The sequence below is a fragment of the Desulfatibacillum aliphaticivorans DSM 15576 genome (genome assembly GCF_000429905.1).
Taxonomy (GTDB): Bacteria; Desulfobacterota; Desulfobacteria; order Desulfobacterales; family Desulfatibacillaceae; genus Desulfatibacillum; species Desulfatibacillum aliphaticivorans.
This window is the reverse complement of sequence record NZ_AUCT01000007.1, coordinates 222,023-242,381: the sequence shown is the minus strand read 5'-3', so window position 1 is coordinate 242,381 and position 20,359 is coordinate 222,023. Positions and strand designations below refer to the sequence as shown.

The following is a 20,359-nucleotide window of genomic DNA, read 5'->3' as shown; positions in this document are numbered from 1 at the left end:
CTTCATGGATTTTTCAGCATATCAGGAAGCGATTCAAATCTCCCAGCCCGTGTTGCCGGAAGGCAAGGTGGATCAGGTGGTGGGCTTGATCGTGGAGGGCTACGGCCCTCAGATGAGCGTGGGCGCCGTATGCGACCTTGTGACCACCCAAGGCAGGCGCATTCCGGCCGAAGTGGTGGGATTCAAGGAAAAACGCATGCTCCTCATGCCTTACGGCGAGATGCAGGGCATCCAGCTAGGGTGCCGCATTGTGCCTCGCCAGCAGCAGCCCCTGGCGCCCGTGGGCGACGCGTATCTCGGCAGGGTCATCGACGGCCTGGGCCAGCCCATGGACGATAAAGGCCCCATAGCCGCCACGGACATGTATCCCCTATATGCAGACGTGGTAAACGCCCTGCATCGCAGGTCCGTCAATCAGGTCTCCGACGTGGGCGTCCGGGTGATCAACTCATTCATCACCGTGGGGCAGGGACAGCGGGTGGCCATCATGGCCGGCTCCGGCGTGGGAAAAAGCGTGCTCATGGGCATGATCAGCCGCCACATGGCTTCGGACGTGTGCATCGTGGCCCTGATTGGAGAGCGGGGCAGGGAGGTAAAGGATTTTGTGGACGAAATCCTGGGGCCGGACGGCATGGGCCGATCCATTGTGGTGGCCGCCACCTCCGACACCTCCCCCCTCGTGCGCATGCGCGGGGCTTACCTGGCCACCACCCTGGCCGAGTATTTTCGGGATCAGGGCAAAAACGTCATCCTTATGATGGACTCCGTCACCCGCTTCGCCATGTCCTCCCGGGACGTGGGCCTGGCCGCGGGAGAGCCTCCCACGGTGAAGGGCTACACGCCTTCCTTTTTCGTCAAACTGCCCAAGTTGCTGGAGCGCGCCGGCAGCGTGCAGGGCAAGGGCAGCATCACGGGCATTTACACGGTTTTGGTGGAGGGGGACGACATGAACGACCCCGTGGGCGACGCCGTGCGATCCATTGTGGACGGACACATCGTCCTTTCCCGCAAGCTGGCCAATCAGGGGCATTATCCGGCAGTGGACGTGCTGGCATCGGTCAGCCGCGTCATGCGCGCCACTGTATCCGGCGAACACACCCGTATGGCCCAGCGGTTTCGCGAGGTTTTGGCCGCCTACCAGAACGTGGAGGACCTCATTTCCATCGGCGCTTATGTGGACGGCAGCGACCCCGACGTGGACTACGCCAAGTCCATGATTGGCAAGATGAAGCAGTTTTTGCGCCAGGACATGATGGAAGGGGTTTCGTACGAGGAATGCGTGCAACAACTGACCGCCTTGTTCGGCACGGTGGAAAAAGCTGCAAAAAAATAGCCGAATGAGACATGTTGGCAGGAAACTTGAAAGAGTTAATCGCACGAACACGGTTTTACGCAGCAGGATTTATAAGGTCTGTTTGAAAGGCCCCCTGAATGAAAAAGTTTCAATTTCGCCTGGAGCCGGTTTTGAAGCTCCGCAAATACAAGGAACGTACAGCCCAAATGGAGTTGGCCAAAGCCCTGGCCGCACTCCAGGAAGCCCAGGCGTTTTTGGAGCAGTCAAGGCTGCAGGAAATAAGCGCTCAGCGGAATTGGGATGCAGGTCTGGAAAAAGGAATGTGGGAAAATGAGTTCAGGATGCACGCGGACCATATTCGAGGACTGAAAGCCCAGACCATGCGGGCTGTGGAAAACGAAGCGCGCTTAAAAGGCGTTGTGGAAAAACGCAGGCAGGAGCTGGTGCAAGCATCGGCCAGCCGGAAATCCATGGAACTCCTCCGGGAGGAACGCTTTACTCAGTATAAGCTGGAAACCGGCAGGATGGAGCAAAAGGAGACGGACGAAATGGCCAGCCTCCACAGATCCACGCAGGAGCGGTTGTAATCATGAAAAATAAGCGCAATCTCAAAGGCGCCCCCATTTTTATTCTGGTTGCGGCGATCATCCTGGCCAAACTTGGGATATCCCTGGTGCTCATGGCCCAGCCCGACCTGAAAGTCAACCTGGAGCCCAGCATGGCCATGGCTCAAACTCCGGCGGAGGAAGCCGCCGCCGCTGATCAACCCAATCAAGGGGGGCGGGACTCTACGGCTCCAGCCGCCGCCATGGGCGAGGGCGAAGCCGCTGCTGAAGATTCCAATATGGCCTTGACTCCCCAGGAAATGGAAGCCCACAAGCTGGAAAGGGAGCGTAAGGAATTGGAGCTCCTTCGTACGGAAGTGGAAGGAAAGATCGCGGAATTGGAAGCCATCCAAAAAGAAATCTACGCCCAGTTGGAGCAACTGGAAGGGGCCTTTAATGCGCGGGAGAAGCACCTTATCAAAATACTATCCGAAATGCCGGCTAAAAAGAGCGCTCCCATGATCGACAAGCTGGAAATTGACCTGGTGGTCAAACTCTTCTCCAAGATGAAAAGCGACAAAGTCGCCTCCATCCTGCCGGAATTGGATCCTGCCAAGGCCGCGGAGATCGGCGAAAAGCTGACGAGCCGGTAATGAGTGGGGGTTTCATAGAAATTATGCAAAAAGATCGACAATCCGGCCTTTACCGGCGGGATCCGCATAGGTTGCTTCGTGGGAGCGGATTTCCACAAGACGCAGGGGAATGGGGTTTTCGTTGGCTTTTTCAGAACGAAAGGATCGGGGGGAACGGTCGGAGCGCGAAGAGTCCGGTTCTCTGTTGTTCAGCCGCTTAGCTGGTTCAATTCTGGGCGTCGTTCTTGGTTGGTAGACGCTGGGGAGGTTCCTGATCCCGTTGGTCATCAAATTTCCCGGTCTTTCTAATGGACTTGTGGCGTCCAGAGTGCGGTGCAGCGTTCCTGCAAATGATTCAGGTTATCAATAAACTGTCTTCTGGTCAATTCATTTATACCGTTTTTTTACTCAGAGCTCTCCGCAAATAGTCTTTCGATGATGGTTTCGGTTAATGGCCTCAGGCTGGGGCGGTCCAGAGCGCTGATGGGCATCCCTTCAAGGCTCCTGCACAATCGTTCCATTTCCTCCGGCTCCACCTTGTCGGCCTTGTTCAAAACGCGGATGGTGGGGATGGCCGATACCCCGATGTCCTCCAGGATTTTGTCCACCGACTCCACCTGCTCGGCCATTCTGGGGTTGCTGGCGTCGATGACGTGAAGCAAAAGGTCGGCGCTTTTCAATTCCTCCAGGGTGGCGGCGAAGGCGGTCACCAGATCCTTGGGCAGATCCCGGATAAACCCCACGGTGTCGGTGATGATGATTTCCTTGTCTTCGGGAAAGCGCAAGCGCCGGCTTGTTGGGTCCAGGGTGGCGAACAGCTTGCTTTCCGCCAATACTTCCGCCTGGGTCAGGGTGTTCAACAGAGTGGATTTTCCCGCGTTGGTGTAGCCCACGATGGAAACGATGGGCAGCCCTTTACGTTCCCTGGCGGATTTTTGCGTCTGCCTGCGTTTGGAGACGTTTTTCAGGGACTTTTCCAAGCGGGTGATACGCTCCCGCACCCGGCGGCGGTCCACCTCCAGCTTGGTTTCCCCGGGACCGCGGCCGCCAATGCCGCCCATGAGGCGCGACATGGCCGTGCCCCGGCCGAGCAGCCTGGGCAGCATGTATTTCAACTGGGCCAGTTCCACCTGGAGCTTGCCTTCGGACGTCATGGCCCGTTGGGCGAAGATGTCCAGGATAAGCTGAGTGCGGTCAATGACCGGCAGTTCCACCTGATTGGTTATGGCTTGAATCTGGGAGGGGTTCAGATCCTGATCGAAGATGACGATGTCCACGCCGTATTGCATGGCCGCAATGGTCAGCTCGCGGATTTTGCCCTTGCCCATAAGAAACCGGGCGTCCATTCTGGTCCGGTATTGAATCATTTCCGCAGCCACAAAGATGTCGTTGGTCCGGCAGAGCTCCTTCAACTCCGTCATGGAATCCGTAGCCTCGCGCCTGGGGGCGTTGGTGACGCTCACCAAAAAAGCGCTGGCCTGCTGCTTCTGGGACTTGGTCACCCCCGAGGAACGGACAAGCTCCGCCTCCAGTTCCCTGACAAAGGCTCGAAAGCTGATATCCCGGGAGCCGGGATCCATGGGGGGCAATACTTCATACGGCGTTTCGCCGGGCTTGCTCGGGATCAGGTGCGCAGCGTGGAAACGATGGGGCGCGCCCGTTTCGTCGAGAGTTACGGCGGTGATGAGGTCCAGCCGCAATAAGGCGAGGTCCGTCAGGTCATCGTCGGTCAGGGGCTCGTTTTTCAGGTGGGTGTGGATTAGGCGCAGGCCGTTCAGGCGCCCCATGGCGGCCCGGTAGTCGTGGAGGCTGGGGATGTTGATCTGGACGCCGTCCCCCACCATCACAAACCGGATTCTTCCCAGCCTGTCCACCAGAATGCCGATCTGCCGGCGGATTTCCGCAGACAGCCTGCCCATGTCCAGGGCCAACTCCTGAGAAACGATCAAATCGGGCGCAACCTTCCTGTTGTAGAATTTTTCCAAATGCTTCAACTGGGCGGTTTTCAACCCTTTGGTATATCCGTATACCTTTTTCACATTCTTCCTAAGTAGGCCAAAAGCAAGCCTCCCGCCATTAAAGCCAGGCCCATTTTGCGAAGATTGGCCGGAGGCATTTCAGTTAGTTGAAGTAAAAACTCCCGGTATTTTTCAGGATTGGCGAACCAGGGAACGCCTTCTATGAACATGGCGACTCCCAGAACGCAGAGCAGGAATTTCATGAAACCCTTTCTTTTAATTATCGGAGGCTGTTTCGCCAAGCGGCGTCCATTGTTTTGGGAAACTAATCGCGACGCCTCCGTTTGTCAAAACAATTTGCTTTACATGGGTGATAAGCTGCAATCCATGCTTGACATCCTCGGTGGTTGAACTAAAAAAGGCATTGGCAATGTACATTAGTGTTTGGCTTGTTGTATGATCCCTGTTTGATAATTTGGCGAACTGAAAAAGCGGAGACATTTACCATGGAATTTGAGGCGGTGATCGGACTGGAAGTGCATGCGCAACTAAAGACCGAATCCAAGATTTTTTGCGGCTGTTCCACAGCCTTCGGCGCTTCCCCCAATACCCACACATGCCCTGTGTGCCTGGGTATGCCGGGATCGCTGCCCGTCCTCAATAAAAGGGTGGTGGATTACGCCATGCGCATGGCTCTGGCCACCCAATGCTCCATTTCTCCTTACAGCAGGTTCGCCCGCAAGAACTATTTCTACCCCGACCTGCCCAAGGGGTATCAGATTTCCCAGTACGAACTGCCCATCGCCGAACACGGCCACTTGATGGTGGATACGGACCAGGGCAGAAAGAAGATCGGCATCACCCGAATCCATATGGAAGAGGATGCAGGCAAGCTGACCCACGACTCCCATCGCCCCGTATCCCGGGTGGACCTGAACCGCACCGGCACGCCCTTGATCGAAATCGTCAGCGAGCCGGACATGAGATCGCCTTGGGAGGCTTCGGCTTACCTCAAGCAGCTTCACGCCATTTTGCGGTATCTGGACATCTGCGACGGCAACATGGAGGAAGGCTCTTTCCGGTGCGACGCCAACGTGAGCGTGCGCCCCAGGGGCCAGGAAGAGTTCGGCACCCGGGCGGAAATCAAGAACATGAACTCTTTCCGCAACGTGGAAAGGGCCATCGCTTACGAAATCGACCGCCAGTCCACGCTGGTGGAAGAGGGCGGGGAAGTGATTCAGGAAACCCGCCTGTGGGACGCCGAAAAAAATCGCACTTTCTCCATGCGCGGCAAGGAAGAAGCCCACGATTACCGCTACTTTCCGGATCCCGACCTGGTTCCTTTGGTCATTGACGAAGCATGGATTGAGCAGGTCAGGGGGCTTTTGCCTGAGCTGCCCGAAGAGCGCAAAGCCCGCTTTTTGGAGCAATACGGGCTGGCCCAGGACGACGCCGTGTTCCTGACAAGCGCCCGGGAAATGGCCGATTATTACGAAGCGTGCGTGGAAATCTTCAACGATCCAAAACAGGTTTGCAACTGGGTGACGGGCGCCCTGGCCGCCTTGCTGAACGCCAAAGGCATCAGCGTGACGGAATCGCCCATCAGCGCCCAGCGCCTGGCCGCCTTGCTCAAACTCATCAAGGACGGCGTCATCTCCGGCAAGATCGCCAAAACGGTTTTCGAGTGCATGGAAACCGATGAGCGCGACCCGGAGGCCATTGTCAAGGAAAAGGGCCTGGTGCAGGTCTCCGATTCAGGGGAAATCGAAAGCATGGTCCAGGAAGTTCTGGACGCCTGCCCCGAGGAAGCGGAAGCCTACCGCGGCGGCAAGAAAAAGCTCATGGGATTTTTTGTGGGCCAGATCATGAAAAAAACCAAGGGAAAAGCCAATCCCCAAACCGTCAACCAACTGCTTAAGGAGAAATTGGATAAATAGTGGACCCACTTGATCCCCCCGTTAAGGGCGTCGAATTCCAAGAATCCGGCCATTGGTCGGATGCGCCGTGCGTAAACGTCTACTTGGCGTTTTGTAATTTACGTTGTCCGTGGTGCAATGCCGCCGAATTGGTAGTGGGGCCGCAGACCAAAGAAACTATTTCTCCCGAGGAGTTGTTTGACGAACTTCAAACCATAAAAAACAAACATCCGGAACTGAAAGCAGTTTGCTTTACAGGGGGCGAACCCACCATGCATCGGGGCTTGCCGGACTTGCTCCGTCGAGTGTGCGACATGGGCTTGGAGACGTGCGTGGAAACCAACGGCACACAGCCCCACTTATTGGACTATGTTATAAATGACGGAATTTTGAATAGGATTTTGTTAGATCTTAAAGCGCCGCTTGAAGATGAGCCTTACTCTATTGCCGCGGGAGTCCCCATTCCTGCAAGTATAATCAAGGAAAGTTTGATTATTATAAAAAAAATGGAGACAGGCCGGATTCTCCGTACTACAGTGGCGCCTGACATTTGCGGCGAGCAGGAAATTCTCCTCATGGCTTCGCAACTCAAAGAATTGGGTTTTTCCAGGCTCACTCTCCATGGATTCGTTCCCGGAGAGGTCCTGGACCCGGACATGAAGGACCTGACGCCCTACACGGAAGACGAGATAAAACGCCTGCAAGGAGCGGCAGACGCAGTTTTTTCGTGAACATCCCAAACGGTGTTCGTTTAAGGAGGTTAATACCTTATGGTCACAATTCGTTTTCTCCCTCACGAAAAGGAAATCAAGGTGGAGCCGGGAACCATCCTGCTGAGAGCCGCCATGGAGGCGGGGGTGCACATCAATGCATCTTGCGGCGGGGAAGGCGCGTGCGGAAAATGCCGGGTGCACATTGAAGAAGGCGAAGTAGAAGGAGGAGGCAGGGAGAAGCTCCGTCCGGAAGACTGGGAAAAAGGCTACCGCCTGGCCTGCAAATCCGTGGTCAACGAAGACCTTACGGTCCTGGTTCCCGTGGAAAGCTCGGTGGATTCAGCGGTTCTCAATATGGCTTCCACTCCCAGGAAGACCGCCCGGATTCAGGAAATGGATATGGATTACCTGAAGGAACAGGGTCTGTTCATTCCTCCTGTGGAGAAAAAGTATCTGGAGCTTACGCCTCCGACTCTCGGGGATAATGTCTGCGACATGACCCGTTTAATCAATCATCTACGCATGCAGGAAAATGAGCACGGCCTGGAAGTGAATCTGCCCGTGCTGCGCAAGCTGCCGGATGCATTGCGCGAAGATGACTTTAAAGCTACTCTCATCCTGGCGCGCCCGGTCCGCAGCGAATGCGGCAAAACGCGCATTATTAATGTACAGTCCGGAAACACCTCGGACAGAAACTTCGCCTTGGCCATCGACATAGGCACCACCACCGTTTACGGAGAGGTGGTCAACTGCCTTACCGGCGAGATTTTAGCGCAATACGGGGAGTTTAACCGCCAGATCAGCTTCGGCGAAGACGTGATCACCCGCATCATGTACGCTGATAAGGCCGGGGGCCTGGACAAGCTGCACCAGGCGGTCATCGACACCATCAATAGTATCATCGCACGGCTGATCAAGCGGTCCAAGATCGATGTGGACGACATATCCGCGGTGGCTCTGGCCGGAAACACCACCATGACCCAGCTTTTGCTCAAGGTCAAAACCAAGTACCTGAGGCTTTCGCCCTACGTCCCGACCTCCACGCTTTATCCGCCCATCAAGGCCGAGGATATCGGCCTTAATCTGGCGCCCCATGTAACGGCGCTGGTTTATCCCTGCATCTCCAGTTACGTGGGAGGGGACATTGTGTCCGGCGTCATGGGGTCGGGTATGTATCTGACCGACGAAACCACTTTGTTCATTGACATAGGAACCAACGCGGAAATCGTGGTGGGCAACAAGGACTGGATGATGTGCGCGGCTTGCAGCGCCGGACCGGCCTTTGAAGGCGGCGGCGTGGAGCACGGCATGCGGGCTTCCAAGGGCGCCATCGAGGATTTTTCCCTGGATCCCATCACCTTTGAACCCATGAGCCTCACCATAGGCAACACCAAGCCCAAGGGCATCTGCGGCTCCGGCCTGATCATCATGCTGGCCTCCATGTTCGAAATGGGCCTCATAGACAACCAGGGCAAGTTCAACCGGAATCTGGATACCAAGCGAATTCGGGAAAAAGACGGCATCTGGGAATACGTGGTGGCCTGGGCGGACGAAACCCAGATTGATCGGGACATCGTGTTCACGGAAGTGGATATTGACAACCTGATCCGGGCCAAAGGCGCCATTTACTCCGGCTGCCACACCCTGCTCAACGAAGTGGGCATGGACATGCAGTCCTTGGACAGAATTATCCTGGCCGGCGGGTTTGGATCTTACATTGATCTGTCCAGCGCCATGACTATCGGTCTTTTGCCGGAACTGGACCCGGGAAAGGTGACATTTGTAGGCAACGGATCCCTGCTTGGCGCCAGAATGACAGTTCTGACCAATAAACTCAGGCAGGATGTGGTGGATGTTACTAATAAAATGACCAATTTTGAGCTTTCGGAAACGCCGTCGTACATGGACCATTACATGGCGGCTCTGTTCCTTCCCCATACGGAAATGGGCCTGTTTCCCAAACTCAAAGAGCGCTTGGACGCCCGGCAGGCATGGAGAGAAGGAAAATCAGATAGTTAGCTTTATATTTTTCCGTTTTTTCCGCCGTCCGTGAAAAAAATGGAGCGCTCCCGCATGGGTAATAATCGGACCAACGGGGTAAAAAGTAGCATTTGTTGGGAATTATTATTGACAAAAATGCTCCATTTGGTAATACGGCAACGTTTATTCTTATCAAAAGGCCCGCAAGGCTTTCATGAGCCCTGCAGCCCGGGTGGGGGCCCGGGAGGTCTTGCAAATATAGGTTTTGATTTTTTTAAAAAGAAGTTAGGCCGGGCAAGGCCGAGACAAATAAAATAACTCGAAGCGCCCCATGGCGCTGCAGCGGTTATTTGCATCGGAACCATCAACAGCAGCATTCAAGGAGGATGCAATGGCATTTGAAGTTTACAAAGAATCGTACACAGGCAGCATTAAGGAAGTTACCCTGGGCAAGGGGGACAAGGCTGTCAAGGTCGGAGGGGAAAATTGTTACCCCTTCTATCTGTTCGAAGGCGCAATGCCCAACAAGCCCGTTATTGCCATGGAAGTGTGGGACATGGTTCCCCCGGAATGGCCGGAAGCCGTCAAGGCGCCTTTTGCCGACGTTCTTGACAACCCTGCAGCTTGGGCTAAGAAATGCGTCGAGGAATATGGCGCTGACATGATCGTTCTCCAACTCAAGAGCACCGACCCCAATGACCAGAATGCTGACGCTGCTTCCGCAGTGGCCACCGTCAAGGCGGTTGGCGAAGCAATCGACGTACCTCTGATGGTCTGGGGCGTTGCCAATCCTGCTAAGGACGAAGAAGTTCTTAAAAAGGTCGCAGAAGAGTGCACGGGCATGGATCTGATCATCGGGCCCGTTGAAGATAAGAACCACAAGGGCATCGGCGCAGCCGCCCTGGGCTTCAAACAAAGCGTGGTTTCCTCTTCTCCCATCGACGTTAACTTGGCCAAACAGGTTAACATTCTACTCGAAAACCTGGGCATGCCCATGAGCAAGGTCCTCATCGACCCCACCACCGGCGGCTTGGGCTACGGCATGGAATACTCCTATTCCATTATGGAGCGCTTGACCATGGCCGCTTTGGCCCAAGGCGACGACAAGCTCCAGATGCCCATGGTCAACAACCTGGGCCAGGAAGTGTGGAAGTGTAAAGAAGCCAAACTGACCGGCGACGAAGCCCCCACTCTGGGCGATCCCGAAAGCCGCGGCATCATGATGGAAGCCACCGCTGCAGTGACCTACCTGCTGGCCGGCGGCAACGTTCTGATCATGCGGCACCCCGAAGCCGTTCGCATGGCCAAGGGCTACATCGACCTGCTGATGGACGGCGGCGCATCCTCCATCGCCGGCATCTCCAAGAAGTTGGACGCTTACGAAGCCGACCTGGCTGCTCTGGCGCCTGCTCCGGACCTGACCATGGAAGAAATCAAAAAGGAAGCGGCTCCCAAGAAAGCCGCTCCCAAGAAAGAGGCTCCCAAGGCCGCCGCTCCCAAGGCTGCTGCTCCCAAGGCCGCCGCTCCCAAGGCTGAAGCTGCTCCGGCTCCTGAAGCCGCTCCGGCTGCTCCCGCCGCTCCTGCAGTAGATGCTGAAGCCGCCGCCGCCAAGGCTGCCGCCGACGCCGCCGCCAAGGCCGCTGCTGACGCCGCCGCCAAGGAAGCCGCCGAAGCCAAAGCCAAGGCTGACGCCGAAGCCAAAGCCAAAGCCGAAGCAGAAGCCAAGGCAAAAGCCGAAGCCGAAGCTCGCGCCAAGGAAGTGGCCGCCCGTGAAACCGAAGAAAATGATCTTCGCGCCAAACGCGCTGCAGAGAAGGAAAAACGCGACGCTGAAAGAGCCGCAGGTCACGAAGTTGAGATCAGCCACACAGCCGCTGCGGTCCAGAAAACCAACCTGGACAAACTGCTTGACAAGATTGACTGGGCCAATTTGCGGAAATAGGCAAAGGACTTAACGGCCTGGACCAAAATGGCAGGCCGCTGCATATAATATTGATTCTTTTTATAATTATGAGGAGGAACCTCGTATGGCGGAAGAAAAAAAAGCCAAGGCCCCGAAAGTGGCTGATCCCGTTGCAGCATCTTATGATGTCGCAACTCAGGAAATGATCAAGCGCGCCCAGGATTTGGGCGTTGAAACTTGTTTTGATCGTGCTGTCACTCTTAAACCCTGTAACATCGGCGCAACCGGCATCTGCTGCAAGAATTGCGGCATGGGCCCCTGCCGCCTGCCTCTGCCCAAGGGCGGAATTGAAGGCGAAGACACCCGTAAGGGCATCTGCGGCGCCAGCCCCAACACCATTGCAGCCCGTAACTTCATTCGTATGATCGCAGGCGGCGCCTCCGCGCACTCCGACCACGGACGTTGCGTTGCCGAGGTTTTTCTTTCCGCAGCCCGGAAGGAAACCGACACTTACCAGATCAAGGACATCCAGAAACTTCTCCAGATCGCTCCTTACCTGGACGTGGCCATTACCGTGGAAGAAGACGGTGAAGTGAAGGATCGCGATATCGATGAAATCGCCCTGGAAGTGGCCGAAGTGGCCATTAACGAATGGGGCAAGGCCGAAGGCGAGCTCAAGTATTGCAAGCGCGCTCCTGAAGCCCGTTATGAATTGTGGAAGAAAATGGGCGTTCTGCCCCGCAACATCGACCGCGAAGTGGTCGAGATCATGCACCGCACCCACATTGGCGTGGACCAGGATTACAAAAACCTCATGAAGCAGGGCACCCGTTGCGCCATCGCCGACGGTTGGGGCGGCTCCATGCTGGCCACCGATCTCCAGGACGTCCTGTTCGGCACGCCTTATCCGCTTCAAAGCGAAGCCAACCTGGGCGTCATGAAGAAAGACCATGTCAACCTGGTTATTCACGGTCATGAGCCTGTTCTGTCCGAAATCATCGTGGCAGTGGCCCAGGGTCAGGAAATGATCGACTACGCGAAAAAAGCTGGCGCCAAGGGCATTCAGCTCTCCGGCATCTGCTGCACGGCCAACGAAATTCTGCAACGCCACGGCGTGCCCCTTTGCGGCACCTTCCTGCAACAGGAATTGGCCATCATCACCGGCGCCTGCGACGCAATGGTCGTTGACATCCAGTGCATCATGCAGAACCTGGCTAACGTAGCCAAGTGCTTCCATACCAAGCTCATCACCACCCATCCCATCGCCAAGATGGAGCAGGACAATGTCATCCACATTGAATTTGATGAACATCATGCTGTAGAAGACGCCACAAAAATCGTCAAGATGGCCATCGACAACTTTGCCAACCGCGGTGAAGACGTTGTAATTCCGCAGCACAAAAATCCGGTCATCGCCGGTTTTGGCGTGGAATCCATCGAATATCACCTGGGCGGTTCTTTCCGCGGCTCTTACTACACCCTGAACGACAACATCATCAACGGCCGTATCCGCGGCATCGGCGCCGTCGTTGGCTGCAACAACGTCCGCACCCGCCACAATTACGACCACATCACCGTTGTCAAAGAACTCATCAAGAACGACGTTATCGTTCTGACCACCGGCTGCAACGCCATTGCTTGCGGCATGGAAGGCCTCCTGACCCCTGAGACTGCTCAGGTGTTCTGCGGCCCCGGTCTGGCGGAAGTCTGTGAAACCGTCGGCATCCCGCCTGTCCTGCATGTGGGCTCCTGCGTTGACAACAGCCGCATCCTCCTGGCAGCCGCTGAAGTTGTGAAAGCCGGCGGCTTGGGCAAGGATCTCTGCGACGTTCCAGCCGCTGGCTCCGCTCCTGAATGGATGAGTGAAAAGGCCATCTCCATTGGTCATTATGTGGTTGCTTCCGGCATTTACACTGTGTTTGGAACCACCTTCCCGACTTCCGGCGCTCCCGTCTTCCAGAAATACCTCTTCGAGGATTTCGAGAAAATGTACGGCGGCATGTGGGATTTCGAGCCTGATCCGATCAAGCACGCTCACAAGATGATCGCCCACATTGACAAGAAGCGCGCTGCTCTTGGCATTGACAAGGCAAGGGAAAGGGTCCTGATGGACATGGCTGACAGGCAGAAGCTGGACGTCGCCTAAGTTAAAAAGAACCACAAATCCTCAACGAAGGAGGAAAGAATATGTCTAAGCTGGTTGCTTTCGCTGCTATTCAAGGCGGCTACAATATCGTTTCTAAAGCAGAAGGTGAGCTCAAGCAGGCTCTGGCGACCTACGATGCTTCCACCAAGGTGGAATTTCCGAACACCGCCTACTATCTGCCCGTTATCTACTCCTTGACCGGAATCAAGGTGCAGACCATTGAAGATATGCAGAAACCCCTGGAAATCGCCAGGAATCTTCTGCCCGCCCACGTCAAGAGGGTGAACCATCTTCCTTACCTCGGCCCCCTGCTGGACGCTGGTATGGCTGCCCTGTTTGCTTTTGAAATTCAGGAAGCTCTCCGTTACGTCAGGGAGCCCGACTTCTACCTGCCTCAGGAAGAAGTGGACCTGGACGCCGGTAAAATCTGGCTGGGCGCCGCCGACGACACCGTGTTCCGTAAAAGGGGCGTGGAATTCGTGGATGGTTCCGCTCCGGGCTTCGCCGCCATCGTCGGCGCCGCACCCACACCGGAAATCGCCAAGGACATCATAGAAGATTATCAGAAGAGAAACCTGTACATCTTCCTGGCCGCCAACCAGAATGGCACCACCTGTGCAGAACAGCTTATTGAAGCTGGCGTGCAGATCGGCTGGAACACCCGTATCGTGCCCTTCGGCCCCGATATTTCTTCCGCCATTTTCGCCCTTGGTTTCGCCAACCGCGCAGCCATGGCTTTCGGCGGCATCGAAGCCGGTGATTACAAACGTATGCTGCTTTACAATAAGGACAGGATTTTCGCTTTCGTCAACGCCCTTGGCGACGTTAACGCGGAATGGGCTGTCGCGGCCGCCGGCTGCGTCAACTGGGGCTTCCCCACCATCGCCGACACCGACATCCCCGAAATCCTTCCCACGGGCATCTGTACTTACGAGCACGTTGTGGGCAACGTTTCCCACGACGAGATCGTGCAGAAATCCATCGAAACCCGCGGCCTCAAGGTCACGGTTTCCGAGATCGACATCCCCTTGTCCTACGGCCCGGCCTTCGAGGGCGAGCGCGTTCGCAAGGACGACCTGTACTGCCAGTTCGGCGCCAAGGAACAGTGCACCGAGTTGGTGAAGATGGCCGAGATGAACGAAATCGAAGACGGTAAAGTCACCGTCGTCGGTCCCGACATCAAGGACTGCGAAGAAGGCAAAGCCTACCCCCTGGCGATTTTCGTCCAGGTTGCAGGCCGCGAATTCCAGGCGGACTTTGAGCCCATCCTGGAACGTCAGATCCACCATCTGACCAACTACATCCAGGGCATCATGCATATCGGACAGCGCGACATCGCGTGGGTCCGCGTGAGCAAGGCCGCCGTGGAAAAGGGCTTCTCCCTGGAGCACATCGGCAAGGTTCTCCATGCCAAGTTCCATCAGGACTTCACCAAGATCGCTGACAAGGTGGAAGTCACCCTGTACACCAAAAAAGAAGACGTGGACAAACTGACTGCCACAGCCCGCGCTGAGTACAAGATGCGCGATGAGCGCGTGGAGAAGATGACCGACGAATCCGTCGAGACCTACTACTCCTGCACCCTGTGCCAGTCCTTTGCTCCCAACCACGTTTGCACCGTCTCCCCGGAACGTACCGGCCTGTGCGGCGCTTACAACTGGATGGACTGCAAGGCTTCTTTCGAAATCAACCCCACCGGCCCCAATCAGCCCATTGAAAAGGGCGAGTGCCTGGATCCTGTCCTGGGCCAGTGGAAAGGCGTCAACGATTTCGTATACAAAGCCTCCCGCGGCAACGTCACCCATTACAACTTCTACTCCATGGTTTACGATCCCATGACCACCTGCGGTTGCTGCGAAGCTATCGCGGCCATGCTGCCTATGTGCAACGGCATCATGACGGTCAACCGTGACTACATGGGCGAAACCCCCTGCGGCATGAAGTTCACCACCCTGGCTGGCGTCATGGGCGGCGGCGCTTCCTCCCCGGGCTTCGTGGGTCACTCCAAATACAACGTGACCCAGAGGAAGTTCATCGCGGGCGACGGCGGCATCAAACGTCTCGTATGGATGCCCAAAATATTCAAGGAAGAAATCAAGGACAGACTCATCAAGCGCGGTGAAGAAATTGGAATCCCCAACTTCTACGATATGATTGCAGATGAGACTGTGGGAACCACCGAAGAGGAAGTGTACGAATTCCTCCAAAAGGTCGGCCATCCCGCCCTTGAAATGGACCCCATTGTTGGATAAGGGCGCCGAGCCTTTACGTGCGGCTTAATAGAACGGGAGGGCCTTCCTGCAGGGCCCTCCCGCAGCCAAGCCGTTTCTAAGATAGAAAAAGGAGACTAAAATGGCATTAACCGGAATTCAGATTTTCAAACTGCTTCCGAAAACAAACTGTAAGGAATGCGGCGTCCCCACATGTCTTGCCTTTGCCATGAACCTGGCATCCGGAAAGGCGGAACTGGACCAGTGCCCTTACGTTTCCGACGAAGCCCGGGAACAATTGGCGGAAGCCTCTGCTCCCCCCATCAGGCCTGTCAAAATTGGTAACGGCGTGCGCGCTTTTACCGTGGGCGGTGAAACAGTCCTGTATCGTCATGAAAAGACCTTTTATAATCCCACAGCCTTGGGCGCCCTGGTTGCTTCGGACATCGCGGACGCTGACCTGGAAAAAATGCTTAAGGAATACAATGCATTCCAGTATGAGCGCGTTGGTCTGAACCTGCGCCCCGAATACCTGGCTGTTAAAGACGTCAACGGCGACGCCGCTGCTTTCGCTAAAGTAGCCAAGACCATCGCCGAGACTTCCGAATTCTGCGTTGTTCTTCTCACCGAAAATGCTGACGTGATGAAGGCCGGCGCCGAAGCCTGCGCCGCCAAGAGGCCTTTGCTCTGCGGCGCTAACGCAGACAACGTCGATGCTATGGGCGCTCTGGCCAATGATATGGGCCTGCCCATCGGCGTGAAGGCCGACGGCGCGGAAGCCCTGATCGCTCTGACCGACAAGTTGACCGGCATGGGCATCAAGGACATCGTCATCGATTCCGGCGCTCGCGAAATCAAGAAGGCTTTCGAAGATCAGGTGACTATCCGCAGGGCGGCCCTCAAATCCGGCAACCGGAGCTTGGGCTTCCCCACGATCACCTTCCCCTGCGAAATGGCTGACAACCTGGCCGTGGAAACCATGTTCGCCGCCACCTTCATCGCCAAATACGGCGGAATGGTGGTCTTGAGCGAACTCAAGGGCGAGAGCATCTTCCCCTTGCTGCTGGAAAGGTTGAACATCTTCACCGACCCGCAACGCCCCATGATCGTTACCGAGGGAATCTACGAGATCAACAACCCCGACGAAAATTCCCCCGTCCTGGTCACCACCAACTTTGCACTGACCTACTTCATCGTCTCCGGCGAAATTGAAGGGTCCAAGGTGCCTTGCTGGCTGCTGATCAAAGACTCCGAAGGTCTGTCCGTTCTGACCGCTTGGGCCGCTGGAAAATTTGCCGGCGACGATGTGGGCATGTTCGTGAAGAAATGCGGAATCATGGACAAAGTCAAGCATCAAGAACTCATCATTCCGGGATACGCTGCCGCAATCGCCGGCGACGTGGAAGAAGAACTGCCGGGCTGGACCATCACTGTCGGCCCCCGCGAAGCAGCTCATATTCCGGGCTTCTTAAAAAATAGGTAAAGGGAGGCGATTATGTTACTCATTGGCGAAAGCTTGAATGTTATCTCCAAAAAAATCGGCAAGGCTTTCAAGGAAAGGGACAAGGGCCCCATCCAAGAAGAAGCCGTATTTCAAAAAGAAGCCGGTATGGACTACATTGACATCAACTTGGGTCCTGCTAAGAAAGACGGCCATGAATTGATGCCTTGGGTTGTTGAAATGGTTCAGGAAGTTGTGGACGATGTTCCGCTGGTTCTGGATACCTCCAACATCGACGCTATTGCTGCGGCTCTGCCCGTCTGCAAGCTGACCCCCATCATCAACTCCATCATGGCACGGCCCGAGCGCTACGAAAAAATGGTGCCTCTGGCTGTGGAACACAATGCCGACTTCGTCGCCCTGATGTGGGGTCCCGACGGACTGCCCAGGGACGAGAACGAACGTGCAGCCCTGTGCGTTGAGCTTCTTTACTTCGCCAATGAAGCTGGCATTCCCAACGAAAAAATCTGGGTGGATGGCATCGTCACCCCTGTGAACATTCAGCAGCCCCAGGCTATCAGCCTCATGAATTTCCAGGGAATGATTCCGGATATGTGCCCCGGCGCCCGGAGCACCTGCGGTCTGTCCAACATCTCCAATGGCCCCCCGGACCACCTGCGTCCCATCCTGAACCAGACTTACATGGTCATGCTGCAAAAATATGGGATGGAATCCGTTATTTCCGACCCCAGAGACACCATGCTCACTGATATCGCCAAGGGCAAACGTCAGGACATCGTAGACGTGATCTACGCTGTCATGGACGGCAATGCTCCCGATATGGGCGGCCTGACCAAGGAGCTCCAGGACTACGTGAAGACCACCAAGGTTATCCTTGGCGAGTCCCTGTACTCCGACTCCTGGCTCGAAATATAGCCAAACCATGCTCGATCAAGGCCCTTCCCTCCTTGCGGGGGAGGGGCCTTTCTTTTTTTGGGCCCTGTTGCAATGCCTCCCGGCCCGCCAGGGAGGCATTGCAACGGGTTTTCGCCTAAAACAAGGCGGTTCCTGCCTTGACATGTATAAAAAAACGGCAGCGGCTTGGCCGCTCCAGGAGGTGCGTTATGGCGCGTGTCGACGATTATTTTAATGCAAAGAAAATCGCCGTGGAATCATTAAGCAAGGAATCCTTTGAAGAACTGGCTGCAAGCTCCGGTTTTCAAAGCCCTGCTGAAAATACCCTCACAGTCCCTTTTTTAACCAGAACCTATAAGGTCGACTTTCCTTCTTTCGACTTTACGGACCAGGACGATCCGGAGGCGGAAGTTCCCATTCAGGAGCAGGTGCTTATCCTGCATTATATGATGGGCGACAAAACCGCCCAGCCTTCCGAAGACTGGGTGGCTTACCGCGAAATTCCCGGGGCGACCTTTTACTTCTCCGCCTTTTGCAAAAGGGCCATCGATCCTTTAAAGAATGTTTTCGAGCATAACCTGGAAGGCCTGGATAAAGGCGCCCAGATCTTGGAAGCCTCGGAGTTGGATTTCGGCGACGCCGGCTATGAGTTCAAACCCTTTCCCCGGGTTCCGGTTCGCATGATCCTGTATGTGGGCGATGACGAGTTTCCCTCGGAAGCCAATATCCTGTTTGACAGCAGCGCCGGAGACCTTCTGTCTCCCGAAGACCTTGCCTGGCTGGCGGGCATGATCGTTTACCGCCTTATGGCCCTTGCCAGATAATCATTTATCTTCCAAAGGAGAAAATATGAACTGGAACGCTCACGGCGCTAAAATTCTCGACATGATCCGGAATTCCAAGCCTTTGGTTCATCACATCACCAATCTGGTGGTGATGAACGACACCGCCAACGTGACCCTGCACATCGGCGCGCTTCCCGTCATGGCCCACGCTGTGGAGGAAATGGAGGAAATGACTTCTATCGCCGGCGCTTTGGTTATAAATATCGGCACGTTGTCCAAACATTGGATCGAGGCGATGTTCAAAGCCGGAAAGACCGCCAACGACAAGGGCATTCCCATTATCCTGGATCCTGTAGGCGCCGGCGCCACCTCGTACCGCACCGAAACCTGCCACCGTTTATTGGAAGAGCTTTCCGTTTCCGTAATTCGCGGCAACCTGGGCGAAGTTTCCATCCTGGCCGGCCTGGGCGGCGAGGTTAAAGGCGTGGAGTCTGTGTCCGCCGGCGGAGACGCCGTGGATGTCGCCAAGGCTTTGGCCGCCAAGCAGAATTGCACGGTTTCCATCACAGGCAAGGAAGACGTCATCTCCGATGGAACCCGAACCGTGCTGGTGGACAACGGCCATGAATGGCTGACCACCCTGACCGGCACTGGATGCAGCTCCACCACGGCGGTTGCGGCTTTTTCCGCCGTGGAAAGAATTCCGGTCACCGCCGCGGCCTGTGCGCTCATGTGCTACGGCCTGGCCGCGGAAATCGCAGCGCCCCAGGCCAAAGGGCCCGCCAGCTTTAAGGTCGCGTTTTATGACGCCCTGTACAATCTCAACGCCGAGCAAATCGAAAAGGGCGGCAGAGTGAGAGAAGTTTCCTGATTCATAAATCCAGGAGGCGCATCATGGACATATCCCAATTGGGCGAGTTTGGCTTGATTCATCGCATCGCCGAACATCTTAAAACTCCGGCCGCCGGGCTTGTTAAAGGCATAGGCGACGACGCCGCCGTGTTTGAAGGGCCTCCCGGCTGGGAGATTGTCATCACCTGCGACGCCCAGGTGGAGGGCGTGCATTTCCTCCCTGAGTCCATGACTCCGGATCAAATTGGCCGCAAAGCCGCCGCCATCAACATCAGCGACATCGCCGCCATGGGCGCCCAACCCACCTTCATGCTCGTTTCCTTGGGTATGCCCAAAACCACGCCGGTTTCCTTTGTGGATGGTTTGTATCAAGGATTCAAACAGGAATGCGACCGCTTTGGCGCTTCCATTATCGGCGGAAACATGGCTCATTGCCCGGAACGCATCTTTATAGACATCACCCTTTTAGGACAGGTGGAAAAGGGCAGGGCGCTTTACCGGTCCAATGCCAAGCCCGGAGACCTGGCTGCCGTCAGCGGCCCTTTGGGCGACTCCGCCGCAGGCCTGGCCCTGCTTCTGGCGCCCGAGGTTCGGGTGGACGAAAAGGTTCGTGCGTCGGTCCTTAAAGCCCACTTTACTCCAAACCCCAGAGTGGATTTGGGGCGCGCGCTCTCCGCATCGGGCCTGATCACCGCCGCCTTGGACGTTAGCGACGGCGCCGCCCAGGATCTGGGCCATATTTGCGAGGAGTCCAAGCTGGGCGCCGTCTTGTGGGCGGAGAAGGTTCCTTTGTCCCAGGCCTGCAAGGAAGTCGGAAAGGCGGCCGGCAAAAATCCATGGGAATTCGCCATGTTCGGCGGCGAGGACTACGAGCTGCTATTCACATTTTCCGAAGAAAATCAGCCGGCCGTCCAAAAAGTTTTGACCAAGGCCGGTTTTTCCATGACCATCATCGGCCGGATGGAAGAGGGCGACCCCAAGGTTCGCATCCTGGATGCCGACGGCTCAGCCTGGAATCCCAAATCCACCGGCTGGACGCATTTTTAGCAGAATTTCCAAATTCAAAATT

The 20,359-nt window shown here is 55.8% G+C and carries 17 protein-coding genes; 14 read left to right on the top strand and 3 right to left on the bottom strand.

The features are described 5' to 3' along the window. Positions 1-4 precede the first annotated feature (4 nt). The 3 genes from G491_RS0108495 to G491_RS0108485 all read left to right on the top strand — a co-directional run bounded on the left by G491_RS0108495 (position 5) and on the right by G491_RS0108485 (position 2,492). On the top strand, positions 5-1,333 hold the full coding sequence (locus G491_RS0108495; protein ID WP_012609814.1) for a FliI/YscN family ATPase: 1,329 nt from the start codon (positions 5-7) through the stop codon (positions 1,331-1,333). A gap of 98 nt (positions 1,334-1,431) precedes the next feature. Continuing rightward, positions 1,432-1,881, top strand: a complete 450-nt coding sequence (fliJ, locus tag G491_RS0108490) for a flagellar export protein FliJ (protein ID WP_028314293.1) — start codon at positions 1,432-1,434, stop codon at positions 1,879-1,881. A 2-nt stretch (positions 1,882-1,883) separates the two neighbouring features. Next, a complete protein-coding gene (locus tag G491_RS0108485; protein ID WP_028314292.1) occupies positions 1,884-2,492 on the top strand; it encodes a MotE family protein in 609 nt (202 codons plus the stop codon). A gap of 21 nt (positions 2,493-2,513) precedes the next feature. Here the strand turns inward: G491_RS0108485 and G491_RS0108480 are convergent, their stop codons facing one another. From G491_RS0108480 to G491_RS0108470, 3 genes are all read right to left on the bottom strand, one after another. Next, on the bottom strand, positions 2,514-2,759 hold the full coding sequence (locus G491_RS0108480) for a hypothetical protein (RefSeq protein WP_012609817.1): 246 nt from the start codon (positions 2,757-2,759) through the stop codon (positions 2,514-2,516). 116 nt (positions 2,760-2,875) lie between these two features. Next, positions 2,876-4,510 (bottom strand): GTPase HflX, encoded by a 1,635-nt coding sequence (hflX, locus tag G491_RS0108475; protein WP_012609818.1) that lies wholly within the window; start codon positions 4,508-4,510, stop codon positions 2,876-2,878. Continuing rightward, complete coding sequence (locus G491_RS0108470; RefSeq protein WP_012609819.1) at positions 4,507-4,692, bottom strand: DUF2065 domain-containing protein; 186 nt, start codon at positions 4,690-4,692, stop codon at positions 4,507-4,509. The genes hflX and G491_RS0108470 overlap by 4 nt, the downstream gene beginning before the upstream one ends. A gap of 243 nt (positions 4,693-4,935) precedes the next feature. On the opposite strand from G491_RS0108470, the gene gatB reads away from it, so the two are divergent. The 11 genes from gatB (at position 4,936) to thiL (ending at position 20,337) form a co-directional block, all read left to right on the top strand. Continuing rightward, a complete protein-coding gene (gene gatB, locus G491_RS0108460; RefSeq protein WP_028314291.1) occupies positions 4,936-6,366 on the top strand; it encodes an Asp-tRNA(Asn)/Glu-tRNA(Gln) amidotransferase subunit GatB in 1,431 nt (476 codons plus the stop codon). Beyond that, positions 6,366-7,076: a radical SAM protein gene (locus G491_RS0108455; protein WP_028314290.1), complete on the top strand. Its 711-nt coding sequence runs from the start codon at positions 6,366-6,368 to the stop codon at positions 7,074-7,076. The genes gatB and G491_RS0108455 overlap by 1 nt, the downstream gene beginning before the upstream one ends. A 39-nt stretch (positions 7,077-7,115) precedes the next feature. Then, the gene (locus G491_RS0108450) at positions 7,116-9,077 is read left to right on the top strand and encodes an ASKHA domain-containing protein (RefSeq protein WP_012609822.1); all 1,962 of its coding nucleotides are present in this window, start codon (positions 7,116-7,118) and stop codon (positions 9,075-9,077) included. A 352-nt stretch (positions 9,078-9,429) separates the two neighbouring features. Then, positions 9,430-10,980: an acetyl-CoA decarbonylase/synthase complex subunit delta gene (locus G491_RS0108440; RefSeq protein ID WP_028314289.1), complete on the top strand. Its 1,551-nt coding sequence runs from the start codon at positions 9,430-9,432 to the stop codon at positions 10,978-10,980. Between the two features lie 85 nt (positions 10,981-11,065). Next, a complete protein-coding gene (cooS, locus tag G491_RS0108435) occupies positions 11,066-13,087 on the top strand; it encodes an anaerobic carbon-monoxide dehydrogenase catalytic subunit (protein WP_028314288.1) in 2,022 nt (673 codons plus the stop codon). A gap of 41 nt (positions 13,088-13,128) precedes the next feature. Continuing rightward, positions 13,129-15,339, top strand: a complete 2,211-nt coding sequence (acsB, locus tag G491_RS0108430) for an acetyl-CoA decarbonylase/synthase complex subunit alpha/beta (protein WP_028314287.1) — start codon at positions 13,129-13,131, stop codon at positions 15,337-15,339. A gap of 100 nt (positions 15,340-15,439) precedes the next feature. After that, on the top strand, positions 15,440-16,780 hold the full coding sequence (gene acsC / locus G491_RS0108425) for an acetyl-CoA decarbonylase/synthase complex subunit gamma (protein ID WP_028314286.1): 1,341 nt from the start codon (positions 15,440-15,442) through the stop codon (positions 16,778-16,780). 12 nt (positions 16,781-16,792) lie between these two features. After that, positions 16,793-17,674 (top strand): dihydropteroate synthase, encoded by an 882-nt coding sequence (locus G491_RS0108420; RefSeq protein ID WP_012609827.1) that lies wholly within the window; start codon positions 16,793-16,795, stop codon positions 17,672-17,674. A 188-nt stretch (positions 17,675-17,862) separates the two neighbouring features. Further along, a complete protein-coding gene (locus G491_RS0108415; RefSeq protein WP_028314285.1) occupies positions 17,863-18,477 on the top strand; it encodes a DUF3786 domain-containing protein in 615 nt (204 codons plus the stop codon). A gap of 25 nt (positions 18,478-18,502) precedes the next feature. After that, positions 18,503-19,309 (top strand): hydroxyethylthiazole kinase, encoded by an 807-nt coding sequence (gene thiM / locus G491_RS0108410; RefSeq protein ID WP_028314284.1) that lies wholly within the window; start codon positions 18,503-18,505, stop codon positions 19,307-19,309. A gap of 23 nt (positions 19,310-19,332) precedes the next feature. Continuing rightward, entirely contained in the window at positions 19,333-20,337 is a 1,005-nt protein-coding gene (thiL, locus tag G491_RS0108405) for a thiamine-phosphate kinase (protein ID WP_028314283.1), read from the top strand. Positions 20,338-20,359: the final 22 nt, after the last annotated feature.